The 9,042-nt window shown below is 67.3% G+C and carries 25 protein-coding genes; 24 read left to right on the top strand and 1 reads right to left on the bottom strand.

Features of this window, described 5'->3' with window-relative positions:
* Window positions 1–323 precede the first annotated feature (323 nt).
* From LCD35_RS05800 to LCD35_RS05720, 17 genes are all read left to right on the top strand, one after another.
* Window positions 324–521 carry a hypothetical protein gene (locus LCD35_RS05800; protein WP_224966281.1) on the top strand — a complete coding sequence of 66 codons (198 nt, stop codon included), beginning with the start codon at window positions 324–326 and terminating at the stop codon, window positions 519–521.
* Window positions 521–745, top strand: coding sequence for a hypothetical protein (locus LCD35_RS05795; protein WP_224966280.1), 225 nt, complete (start codon window positions 521–523; stop codon window positions 743–745). Before LCD35_RS05800 ends, LCD35_RS05795 begins: the two co-directional genes overlap by 1 nt.
* Complete coding sequence (locus LCD35_RS05790; RefSeq protein WP_224966279.1) at window positions 738–1,016, top strand: hypothetical protein; 279 nt, start codon at window positions 738–740, stop codon at window positions 1,014–1,016. Before LCD35_RS05795 ends, LCD35_RS05790 begins: the two co-directional genes overlap by 8 nt.
* Entirely contained in the window at window positions 1,013–1,408 is a 396-nt protein-coding gene (locus LCD35_RS05785) for a hypothetical protein (RefSeq protein WP_224966278.1), read from the top strand. Before LCD35_RS05790 ends, LCD35_RS05785 begins: the two co-directional genes overlap by 4 nt.
* A 227-nt stretch (window positions 1,409–1,635) precedes the next feature.
* The gene (locus tag LCD35_RS05780) at window positions 1,636–2,034 is read left to right on the top strand and encodes a hypothetical protein (protein ID WP_224966277.1); all 399 of its coding nucleotides are present in this window, start codon (window positions 1,636–1,638) and stop codon (window positions 2,032–2,034) included.
* Window positions 2,031–2,411, top strand: a complete 381-nt coding sequence (locus tag LCD35_RS05775) for a hypothetical protein (protein ID WP_224966276.1) — start codon at window positions 2,031–2,033, stop codon at window positions 2,409–2,411. Before LCD35_RS05780 ends, LCD35_RS05775 begins: the two co-directional genes overlap by 4 nt.
* The gene (locus LCD35_RS05770; RefSeq protein ID WP_224966275.1) at window positions 2,408–2,887 is read left to right on the top strand and encodes a WhiB family transcriptional regulator; all 480 of its coding nucleotides are present in this window, start codon (window positions 2,408–2,410) and stop codon (window positions 2,885–2,887) included. The genes LCD35_RS05775 and LCD35_RS05770 overlap by 4 nt, the downstream gene beginning before the upstream one ends.
* The gene (ssb, locus tag LCD35_RS05765; protein WP_225043869.1) at window positions 2,884–3,333 is read left to right on the top strand and encodes a single-stranded DNA-binding protein; all 450 of its coding nucleotides are present in this window, start codon (window positions 2,884–2,886) and stop codon (window positions 3,331–3,333) included. Before LCD35_RS05770 ends, ssb begins: the two co-directional genes overlap by 4 nt.
* A 243-nt stretch (window positions 3,334–3,576) precedes the next feature.
* Window positions 3,577–3,771, top strand: coding sequence for a hypothetical protein (locus tag LCD35_RS05760; RefSeq protein ID WP_225043868.1), 195 nt, complete (start codon window positions 3,577–3,579; stop codon window positions 3,769–3,771).
* Window positions 3,768–3,944 carry a hypothetical protein gene (locus tag LCD35_RS05755; protein ID WP_225043867.1) on the top strand — a complete coding sequence of 59 codons (177 nt, stop codon included), beginning with the start codon at window positions 3,768–3,770 and terminating at the stop codon, window positions 3,942–3,944. The genes LCD35_RS05760 and LCD35_RS05755 overlap by 4 nt, the downstream gene beginning before the upstream one ends.
* Window positions 3,941–4,366, top strand: coding sequence for an NUDIX hydrolase (locus tag LCD35_RS05750; protein WP_225043866.1), 426 nt, complete (start codon window positions 3,941–3,943; stop codon window positions 4,364–4,366). The genes LCD35_RS05755 and LCD35_RS05750 overlap by 4 nt, the downstream gene beginning before the upstream one ends.
* Before the next feature lie 5 nt (window positions 4,367–4,371).
* Window positions 4,372–4,722, top strand: a complete 351-nt coding sequence (locus LCD35_RS05745; protein ID WP_225043865.1) for a hypothetical protein — start codon at window positions 4,372–4,374, stop codon at window positions 4,720–4,722.
* Window positions 4,719–4,964, top strand: a complete 246-nt coding sequence (locus tag LCD35_RS05740; protein WP_225043864.1) for a hypothetical protein — start codon at window positions 4,719–4,721, stop codon at window positions 4,962–4,964. The genes LCD35_RS05745 and LCD35_RS05740 overlap by 4 nt, the downstream gene beginning before the upstream one ends.
* Window positions 4,961–5,464 (top strand): hypothetical protein, encoded by a 504-nt coding sequence (locus tag LCD35_RS05735; RefSeq protein ID WP_225043863.1) that lies wholly within the window; start codon window positions 4,961–4,963, stop codon window positions 5,462–5,464. The genes LCD35_RS05740 and LCD35_RS05735 overlap by 4 nt, the downstream gene beginning before the upstream one ends.
* Window positions 5,461–5,652: a hypothetical protein gene (locus LCD35_RS05730; RefSeq protein ID WP_225043862.1), complete on the top strand. Its 192-nt coding sequence runs from the start codon at window positions 5,461–5,463 to the stop codon at window positions 5,650–5,652. Before LCD35_RS05735 ends, LCD35_RS05730 begins: the two co-directional genes overlap by 4 nt.
* Window positions 5,649–6,062 (top strand): hypothetical protein, encoded by a 414-nt coding sequence (locus LCD35_RS05725; protein ID WP_225043861.1) that lies wholly within the window; start codon window positions 5,649–5,651, stop codon window positions 6,060–6,062. The genes LCD35_RS05730 and LCD35_RS05725 overlap by 4 nt, the downstream gene beginning before the upstream one ends.
* Complete coding sequence (locus tag LCD35_RS05720) at window positions 6,059–6,346, top strand: hypothetical protein (RefSeq protein WP_225043860.1); 288 nt, start codon at window positions 6,059–6,061, stop codon at window positions 6,344–6,346. Before LCD35_RS05725 ends, LCD35_RS05720 begins: the two co-directional genes overlap by 4 nt.
* A gap of 189 nt (window positions 6,347–6,535) precedes the next feature.
* Here the strand turns inward: LCD35_RS05720 and LCD35_RS05715 are convergent, their stop codons facing one another.
* Window positions 6,536–6,766: a hypothetical protein gene (locus tag LCD35_RS05715; protein ID WP_225043859.1), complete on the bottom strand. Its 231-nt coding sequence runs from the start codon at window positions 6,764–6,766 to the stop codon at window positions 6,536–6,538.
* 107 nt (window positions 6,767–6,873) lie between these two features.
* Here LCD35_RS05715 and LCD35_RS05710 point away from each other — a divergent pair, with 107 nt between their 5' ends.
* The 7 genes from LCD35_RS05710 to LCD35_RS05680 all read left to right on the top strand — a co-directional run bounded on the left by LCD35_RS05710 (window position 6,874) and on the right by LCD35_RS05680 (window position 9,018).
* The gene (locus LCD35_RS05710) at window positions 6,874–7,110 is read left to right on the top strand and encodes a hypothetical protein (protein WP_225043858.1); all 237 of its coding nucleotides are present in this window, start codon (window positions 6,874–6,876) and stop codon (window positions 7,108–7,110) included.
* A gap of 12 nt (window positions 7,111–7,122) precedes the next feature.
* A complete protein-coding gene (locus LCD35_RS05705) occupies window positions 7,123–7,338 on the top strand; it encodes a hypothetical protein (RefSeq protein ID WP_224966262.1) in 216 nt (71 codons plus the stop codon).
* Window positions 7,338–7,598 (top strand): hypothetical protein, encoded by a 261-nt coding sequence (locus LCD35_RS05700; RefSeq protein ID WP_224966261.1) that lies wholly within the window; start codon window positions 7,338–7,340, stop codon window positions 7,596–7,598. Before LCD35_RS05705 ends, LCD35_RS05700 begins: the two co-directional genes overlap by 1 nt.
* Complete coding sequence (locus tag LCD35_RS05695; protein WP_225043857.1) at window positions 7,595–7,762, top strand: hypothetical protein; 168 nt, start codon at window positions 7,595–7,597, stop codon at window positions 7,760–7,762. Before LCD35_RS05700 ends, LCD35_RS05695 begins: the two co-directional genes overlap by 4 nt.
* Before the next feature lie 66 nt (window positions 7,763–7,828).
* Complete coding sequence (locus LCD35_RS30400) at window positions 7,829–8,242, top strand: WhiB family transcriptional regulator (protein ID WP_308016883.1); 414 nt, start codon at window positions 7,829–7,831, stop codon at window positions 8,240–8,242.
* Entirely contained in the window at window positions 8,239–8,655 is a 417-nt protein-coding gene (locus tag LCD35_RS05685) for a DUF3307 domain-containing protein (RefSeq protein WP_225043856.1), read from the top strand. The genes LCD35_RS30400 and LCD35_RS05685 overlap by 4 nt, the downstream gene beginning before the upstream one ends.
* A 105-nt stretch (window positions 8,656–8,760) precedes the next feature.
* Window positions 8,761–9,018, top strand: a complete 258-nt coding sequence (locus LCD35_RS05680) for a hypothetical protein (RefSeq protein ID WP_225043855.1) — start codon at window positions 8,761–8,763, stop codon at window positions 9,016–9,018.
* Window positions 9,019–9,042: the final 24 nt, after the last annotated feature.

Raw genomic sequence — 9,042 nt, 5'->3', positions numbered from 1 at the left:
GCCCGCCGCCCGTTCCGTTGCGGCTTCTGCGCCGCCGGTGATCACGCTCGTTGCCCTGGCGCTGTCCACGGCGGGGTGTGCGGGGTCCTGGTGTGCACCTGCTGCCCGTCGCCGGAGCGGTGCCTGTCGTGCGGCTCCGAAGCGGATGTCGCGGAGTGGCGGTGTGTTCGTCCCGCCGAATGCGCAGACCGCGTTGCCGAGCGGCAGCGGTCGAGCCCGGTGTGGGTGGCGCTTCAGGAGTGCAAGTCCGAAGCACTGCAAGCGAAAGCGGAGGCGCGGATCGCCCGTGGCCCGCAGATGACATTCGAGTTTGAGGAGGCGTGATGAAGAGGGAGACGTTTCGCGTGACGTGCGTGTACGAGGTGAGCATCCCGACGTGGGTGTTGTTCCTGGATGACATGTCCCCGGCGGGTATCGCTGCGGCCATGAAGCAGAACGCCGATGAGGATTTCGACGACTTCTGGGAATACTTCATGAAGGGCCAGTTGCCTACCGAGTGCATTTCAGTGGAGCCGAAGTGATGACTGACCTGGATACCGCGATACGTGCGGAACTGACCACTCACTACGTCACCGACGACGACCAGGACGTGACGGAGGACCGCGCTACGGAGCGGGCGAATGCACTCCGCGCAGTACTGGACCTGCTCCCGGCCATGGAGAGCCACGGAGGGCTGGCTGCGGCGTATGCCGATCAGCTTCGGGCCGAAATCGCGACCGCGGTGGGGGTGAGGGTCGATGACTGACCTGAATGTCGCGATCCGCACCGACCTTGATGACAACGTGCTGGTCGCCCGTGACGGCGGTGAGTTCGTGGCTGCGGAGAACTACCTCGTGATGACGCGAGCCCTCCGCGCCGTACTGGACCTAGCCGGGGAAATGTGCGGAGACGGCGACCTTCACGACACCAACGCTCACGCCTGCGGAGGGCGGGGCGAACCGGACTGCGCACTATGCGCCGCCCAATCGATCCAATTCGTCATCGCCCGCGAACTGGGAATCAAGGAGGAGTCATGACCGTCACGCACATTCACCGTCACCCGCAGCAGCGGTTGATGTCCGCGCTCGGCGAGGTGCTCGCCGTGCACCCGGCCCTCCCGGAGATCGTGGGCCTCGCGGCCGACGCGGGGGAGTGGACCGCGCAGATCCTCAGCCGCGGCCCGGAGGACGTTGCCCGCCTGCTCCAGTGGATCGCCGTAATGCACCAGCCCTACGTCGTGGCCCGCCGCCGGACCGCGAGCACGGAGCTCGTCGTGGACGGCCTGATCAGCGGGGCGCGGCTGCGAATCCTGATGCTGTCGCCACGGTCTCCCGACGAACTCGGGGTGCCGGCGGATGCGGGCTCGGCGGTTGTTCCGGTCGAGCAGCTGCGCTCGATGGTCGCTGGGGTTGTGGAGCGTGCGGCGTGAGCCCGGCGGAGTTCTGCGGTTACTGCGGGGATCCGCGCCCGGAGGCATCGGTATCGGACGACTTCTGCTCTGAGAGTTGCCAACGGCTGTGGGCGCTGGACCGTTGCGATTTCGAGGGTGAGCACGAGATTCACCTGCCGCTCAATCCGGCTGCCTGACCGCAATTTTCTGATCAATCCGAATTCCGACCACAGGACACGTGTGTCCTGAGACAGGAGAAACGGCCGATGACCCCGAACGAGTACATCCAGGCAGTCCGCGACGAGGTTGTCCGGCTCTCGATGGTCCACCGCTCCGCCGACCAGCTCGGCGCACCGCTGATCCGGGTCCTCGACCGGCACGGCGAGTATCCGATTTACGAGGAGTGCGGGCACGAGCACTACGAAACCGTCCCCGACCTGTGGCACCCGGTGTACGACCACCCGGACGTGCGCCTCGTCGAAGATCTCGGGCTGACCTGCACACGCGTCTACAGCGTGTGCAGGCACTGCTGCACCGAGGACAACGCGGGTGAGTACCAGCACGAGGAGTGCGCCCGCCACAGCGGCCCGTGCTTCCCGTGCGCGGAGGTTCGCGGCATCGGCGCCCAGCTCGGCATCGAGTGGAAGTCGGAGGTGTCGCGATGACCCAGCTCTACGACCCCAAGGACGAGGACGCCATTGCGCCCCTGCCGCCGGAGAAGCTGTGGGAAACCATCGACATCGTCGCACGCGGATGGGACGAGCAGCATCAGCGCGCCGAGGCGCTGGACGCCGTGGCACGACTGAACGCCTCCGCCGCCGAGATGTGGCAGGAGCGGGCGGAGCGAGCGGAAGCAGCCTTGGCTGCGGCTGAGGTTTGGCCGTTGACGCCCGGATCACCGATCTCGGGCAAGGTCGGCGCTCGGATGCAGCAGTACCGCGAGCGCGCCGAGAAGGCGGAGCGACGTGCAGCCGCGCTGTCCACCGCGCTCCGGTCGATGGCCCGCCGCGCCAGCTTCCTTCGCCGTGGTGGTGCGAGATGACCGCCACCATCACCCCGACCTGCGCCCGTGGGCACGAACTCGTCGGGGACAACGCGATCCCCCGGGGAGCCGGCGGCTTCCGCTGCCGCACCTGCAAGCGCGAGACGTCGCGGAACCGGACTGCTCGACTTCGAGCCAAGACGAACGCCGCGAACACGATGACGCCCGCCCGCGGCGACGCCCAGGTGGACCTGTCGTGGACCGAGCGGGCGATGTGCTCCGACCTCGCGCCCTTGTCGGAGTTCGACGACGGGTTCTTCGCGGCTGACGGGGAACGCGGCATTCCGGAGCGCGTCCGGGAAACCGCTCGCCGGGCGTGTGCTCACTGCCCGGTGCGGGCTCAGTGCGGCGCGGCGGCCACAACGGATCGGGCGCTCGGGCTGTGGGGCGGCATCTGGCGGCAGATCGACCCGGACACGAAGCGATACCAGCTGATCCCGCTCATCGCGGGCGACGACGAGGAGGTGCAGGCATGAGCCTGCCGACGATGACCGGAGTCGGACGACTCACCGGAGACGTGGAAGTGCGCTTCTCCCAGTCCGGAACGGCAGTAGGGACGGTGCCGCTGGCGTTCAACGCCCGCCGCAGGAACAAGCAGACGAACGAGTGGGAAGACGGCGACGTCTTCTTCGTGCGAGGCACCGTGTTCGGCGACACCGCCGAGTACGTCCAGGAGTCCCTGTCCCGCGGGATGGAGGTCGTCGTCACCGGTCGGCTGAAGACGGACCAGTGGGAGGACAAGGAGTCGGGGCAGAAGCGGTCGGCGACCTCCCTGCTCATCGATTCGATTGGCCCGTCGCTGCGGTTCGCGACGGCGAAGGTGAGCAAGGTCGAGCGAGGCGCTGGCAAGGGTGCGTCCGCTGGTGAGTCGTGGGGATCCGCGCCTCCCAGCAGCAACTTCTCCGATGAACCTCCCTTTTAGTCCTGATCGCGAGGGTGGTGCATCGGCCCCGGTCGGTGCGCTGTCCGCCCGATCAGAAACTGAAGGAGATCGGCATGAATGAAGGAATTCCGACTGAGGCGGAACCCGTCGTCCGCATCGAGGACGCGGACGACGAGCCCCGCATTCTCCCCTGTGACTGCTGGGGAGAGGGCTGCGGGGAATGCGATGGCGACGGCGTCATCTACCCCTGATCCGGCCAGATCAGAACGAGAGGAGCACGGCATGGATTTCACCGTGGGCGACCGGGTTCGGTCGCTGCGATGGGCGGACCACGAGGGTCGCATCAGCGGCCGGATTGAGCCGGGTGGCGAGGCGAACGAGGACATCGATCAGCCGCGGCTGATCGTCCGTTGGGACGGAGCGCGGTTCACCGAGGACGAGGTCGAGCCGGACGAGATCGAGAGGACCACGGCGTGAGCGACAGGGACGTGACCAACGAGAACAGCGGCGCTGCGGACGAGGTTGTCCAGGCCGGAGAGATCAACGGCGACGTGGTGCAGGGGCCCGTGATCTCGGGCAACGCCCGGGTGGGCGTGGTGAACGGCGTCAATCACGGCGACAACTACTTCAACTTCGGGAGCGGCAAGTGAGCGCGAAGCGCACCTCGGACATGGTGCTGCTGCACCTCGACCAGCGCGGGGAGCTGCGCGTGCTGCTGGTGCAACGGAAGTGGGAGCCGTTCGCTGGCCGCTGGGCGCTGCCCGGCGGTTTCGTCGAAGACGGCGAGGAGCACATCGACGCCGCCGTCCGCGAGCTCGGTGAGGAGACCGGTGTGCCGGCGTCGAAAGCCGACCTGCTGCGGGTCGGGCGCTACGACACCCCAGGACGCGACCCGCGGGGCGATGTCGTCACCGAGGCGTTCATGGCACGGGTCAACGAGATGACCGATCCGACTGCGATGGACGACGCCCGCGAGGCCGCGTGGCGACTGGCCGACGAGGCGGTGGACGAGGGCTTGGCGTTCGACCACGAGGCGATCCTCCGCAAGGCCGTGAAGGTCGCCGGTTTCTGAGCTCGATGCCCGCCGTCGTGGTGGCGGCGGGCGCTACCCCCGAAGAAAGAGACGAGGAGAACATGTACTACTCGTGGGCCGACGCACACATCGCAGACGTCGTCATCTGCGCCGCGGAGGGCAATGATCGTCGACACCTCTACCGGTATCAGGCTGAGGCCATCCGGCTCGGCCTGATCGAGCCCAGCGACGACGGCTTTCGGACGACCGAGCGAGGCGAGGACCTGTACCGCCGGCTGCTCCGTCGACTGCCCGCAGTTGAAGCGATGTCGTGGGTGCCCGAAGGCCAAACCGCCCTGATGGCCGAGGTCGCATCGGAGCTGGAGAAGCTGAAGCGGGAGGAACGGAAGGCATGAGCGCGATCAACCTGCTGTCCCAAGCCCGACAGCACGCCCCCAAAGTTCTGCCCCAACCAATCGCGATCCTCATCCAGCGGGAGATGCGCAACGGCGAACGCTGGATCAACAAGGTCGGCGCGCAGTACGCGAACGATCACCCGCACGCCTTCTACCCGGTCTACGGCAACGTCGCGCTAGCTGTGCTCGCCATGTCGGCTACTGCGGAAACCTTTGATTCCAAGGCAGGTGCAGCGTCGTGACCACTCGTAAACGCACTCGCCGCTCGGCGAAGTCCGCCGGCGCCCGCTTTGAGCGCGCCGTCGCTGACTATCTCGCCGAGTACTACGACGACCGCGTTGATCGGCGCCCCAAGAGCGGGGCTAAGGACCGTGGCGACATCGGTGGAGTCCGGCTGTCCCCCGCACTTCGCGGTGGTCGAGTAGTCATTGAGTGCAAGGACACCGCTCGCGCCGATCTTGCTGGGTGGGCAGCCGAGGCCGAGACCGAGCGAGGAAACGACGACGCGGTCGCCGGGGTCGTTGTCCACAAGCGTCGCGGCGTCGGTGATCCGGGCCAGCAGTGGGTGACGTGCACGCTCGCCAACTTCGTTGCGCTGCTCACCGGGCAGCACCCGCAGGACGTCGAGGCCGAGGAGTGGGTGCAGCGCATGTCCAACCTGCCCGAGGCTGAGGTGCACGCGCTGCTGGCCGACGGCGGATGGTTCCAGGCTGACGGCAACAACGAGGAGATGACGGCATGAGCGGCGAGTACGGCGACAACCCGACGCAGGGCGTGGGACCGGTGCGCGAACCGTCGCTGGAGGAACGTCAGCGAGCGGTTCGTGCGACGGCATCTCTGGCGAAGGACGCGGACGACCTGGCGGGGCTCTTGGACATGCTGGGCCTGGACCCGGCGGAAGGCAAGACGGCCGAGGAGGAGGCAGCGTGAAAAGCAATCTGAGCCAGTGGCAGCGCGAGGATGGAATGCCCGCCGACGCCTACTTCGATGCGGTCGCCGAGGAACTCGCGGAACGCGGGATCAACGTCGCGAGCGGAGGCAGGGAGGAAGGCTGGGACTTCACCATCGAGATCGCCCGAGAGTCCTACAGTGACGGCCCCTTGGGGTGGGCTACCTACGGCCTGTACGTGGTGTGGCGCTGCGATGAGCACGACGAGCCGAAGGGTCAGGACGATTTCACCGGCCTTGGGTGGTATTGGGTTCCGCACTCCACGCGTGACGCGTTGGGTGATTATGCCAAGCAGTTCGATCTGCCGTATCTGGCCGAGCCAGCGGAGGTCGCTGCGGCCGTGCAGATCCTGATCCGTCACGGCAAGAAGATGGCAGGGGAGGAATCGTGAGCGCCGAGGTGCTGAGCTTCCCGTCGCGGGTCCCGGTGCTGGAGTGCGCGGACTGCGACCTCGCCAAGTTCGGCACGGCCGAGTGGGGCTCGGCCTACTCCTGCCCGTCGTGCGGGGAGCAGTGGACCCCGGAGCAGCAGTGCACGTACACGACCATCGGCGGCATTCTCGGCGGGATCGCCCAGGAGATCGAGGAGGGCCGCTCGCATGTCGCGTTGAGGTGGGCGCGGGACTGCGCCGAGGCGTGGGCGAACGTGCCGGTGCCGGATGACGAGGAGTCGTGACGTTGTCGGGCAGGTGCGGCATCCTCGACCCCATGGACATCAGTGGAGTGGATCCGTTGCTGTTGCGGGAGATCGTCGCAACAGCACTGGTGGACTACATCAAGTCGGAGATCCCCCGCGAGATCGCGGCAACCTCCGTGGTCCGTGATCTGGAGCTGCACCTGTCCCGCGGGGAGTTGGAGTGGCGTCCTACTTCTGCTCAGGTTGAGGCGTGGATGACTCCTCACGGGGATGTTGTGGAGCGGCGGGGGTAGGTCTCCGCGGCAGCTTCGCCTTCTCCCTCCGCAGGTACCAGCGGACGAAGTCCTGGACCAACGCTGACCGCGTCGTCCCCGCCTGCGCGGCGGCCTCCTCGAACTCCTGCCAGTCGGCATCGGGGATGCGGATCTGACGCGGCTTGGTGTGGGTGTCCTTCTCCATGGCCATCCTCTTCGTGTGTAGCTACATGCTGATCGTACAACGTGCTTGCGTGTAGCTACATGCGCCCGCTATCGTGTAGCTACACGATGATTTCGTGAGGAGCGTCAATGAAGGCAACGACCGCACTTCTCTCCATCAGCCGCAGCATGGCCGACTTGGAGACCAACGACGCGCAAGGGAGGCGGCTCAACGTGAAGGCATGGCGCGCCAACGGCAGCACCGAGGACGTGTTGGCGCAGGCGTCGGAACGCCTCGTCGACTGGCTCGCCGTGGACAGCGCTGAGCGCGTGCAGTGGAAAGCGACGCTGCCCGGCAACTGGGTCGCGCACCTGGACGAGGCGTAGGAGGAAGAGGAAATGGATGCGTTCCTGACGGTCGGGTTGGACGAGATCGAGCTGGTCGTCAAATACGGCCCCCGCGAGGTGCAGAGCGGAGTGTTCTTCTGCGTCTCGAATTCCCGGACGTTCGCTCGCCAGCAGCTCCGCGACTGGGGGTACGTCCCGGACGGGCGCTGGCTGAAGCACGACGAGAGCACCTGGCAAGTGCGGGTGCTTGCGCGGGAGTACCGGTGATGACCGAACCGCCCGCGGATGAGACCGCGTTTCTGATCACCGCAGGGGACTACGGGTCGCTGATCGCGTTCGTGCCCGACGTGGAGACCGTGACGGCAGTCGTGGAGAAGCTCGAGCGGCGCGCCGAGCGCAGCGGCGGACCCCGATACAGCTGGTTTCCCGTCCCCGTTCTGCCGAGCGCCACGAGCCTGCGCGCAATCGACCAGCTGGTTCGGGATGTGGAACAGCGGGTTGAGCACCTGTTCGAGGAGGAGAAGTGAGCGACGAGATCAGCCGGGCGTTGCTGCGCCTGGCGGACTGCCAGTCCGTCAACGTCCCGGCGGGGCTGATCGCCGACCTGCTGACCGACTGCGTGGACGACGAGGGCGAGCCGGATCCTGCGGCGCTGGAGATTGCCCGAATCGTGAACGACAACGAGTACTGACCACGGCGGGGGTCGGGTTGAGTTTCGCGGCCCACCCGACCCCCTACTCCCGGAAGGAGTGAGGAAATGGTTTCACAGGACTGGCGGGCCGACGCGGCCTGCCGCGACGAGGACCCGGAACTGTTCATGCCGGTGTCCTACAAGGGAGCCGGCGCCAAGGCCGCGGAGATGGGGAAGGCGATCTGCCACCGATGCCCCGTCGCCGCCGAGTGCCTGGCGGCCGCACTGAAGGAGCGTGACCGGACCGCGGTCCGCGGCGGTCTGACCCCAGAGGAGCGGCGGGGGATGGGCACGCCCCCGCCGCCCCCGGAGCGGGTCGCGCTGATGCACGGCAGGCGGCAACGTCCGCACATCTCGGCCGACCTCCGGGTGCGCGTTCGCGACCTGGTCGATGACGGCGTCCCGGTCGCAGACGTTGTTCATCTCGCCGGCATCGGCGAGCACTGGGTGCGAATGATCAAGCAAGAGGCGGCGGCGTGAACACGACCATCACGCTGACGATCCTCGCGGTGTACCTCGCGATGCGCATCGGCCACGACACCGGGGATCACCCCATGCAGAGTTCGCGGCAGGCCCGGGACAAGGGCACGTCGTGGCGGTCACTGCTCGGGCACGTCGGCACCTACACGGTGTGCACCGCGACGGTGGTGTTGCTCGCCGGGCTGCTGCCGGGCGTGACGTTCACCCCGGCCGGGTTCCTGCTGGGGCAGGCGTTTTCGGCTGCGACCCACCTCGTCATCGACCGGCGCCCGTGGTTCGCCGCAGCGATGGAGCGGATCGGGAAGGGCGAGTTCTACCGGCTGGCTCCGCCGTTGGGTGGCGCCTACTTGCTGGATCAGTGGGCGCACCGGGTTTGCATCGCGGTCGCCGCTGTGATCACGGGGGTGGCGTAATCGCGCCGTACGCGGACTGACCTGCGGCCCCGGCCCTCATGGGTGTGATCCAGGTTCGGACCTAGTCGGGGCACGAGCCGCCGAACGAGCGGCAAGGAGGACGAGATGGCCGGGCAGGTGAACGACGCCTGGGGGTGCGGCACGTGCAGCGCGAGCTATGACGACGAGGAGGACGCGGAGCTGTGCGAGTCAGAGCACGAGGGCCAGCCGAAGGCGGCGGCAGTGTGCGGTGCGGAATGCACCCGCATCGAGGACCGGGGCGTCATCATGTCGGTGCACTACCGGTGCTCGCTTCCGGTACACGACCATGACGATCACGACTGGAGGCGGATCCCGGAACGGACACCATCCGACCGCAGCTGACCGGCGACCCCTGGCCCCGCCCAT

Source organism: Saccharopolyspora sp. 6V (assembly GCF_020176785.1).
Lineage (GTDB): Bacteria > Actinomycetota > Actinomycetes > Mycobacteriales > Pseudonocardiaceae > Saccharopolyspora_C > Saccharopolyspora_C gregorii.
Note: the sequence above shows the minus strand (reverse complement) of the source record. Positions and strands in the feature narration are given on the sequence as shown.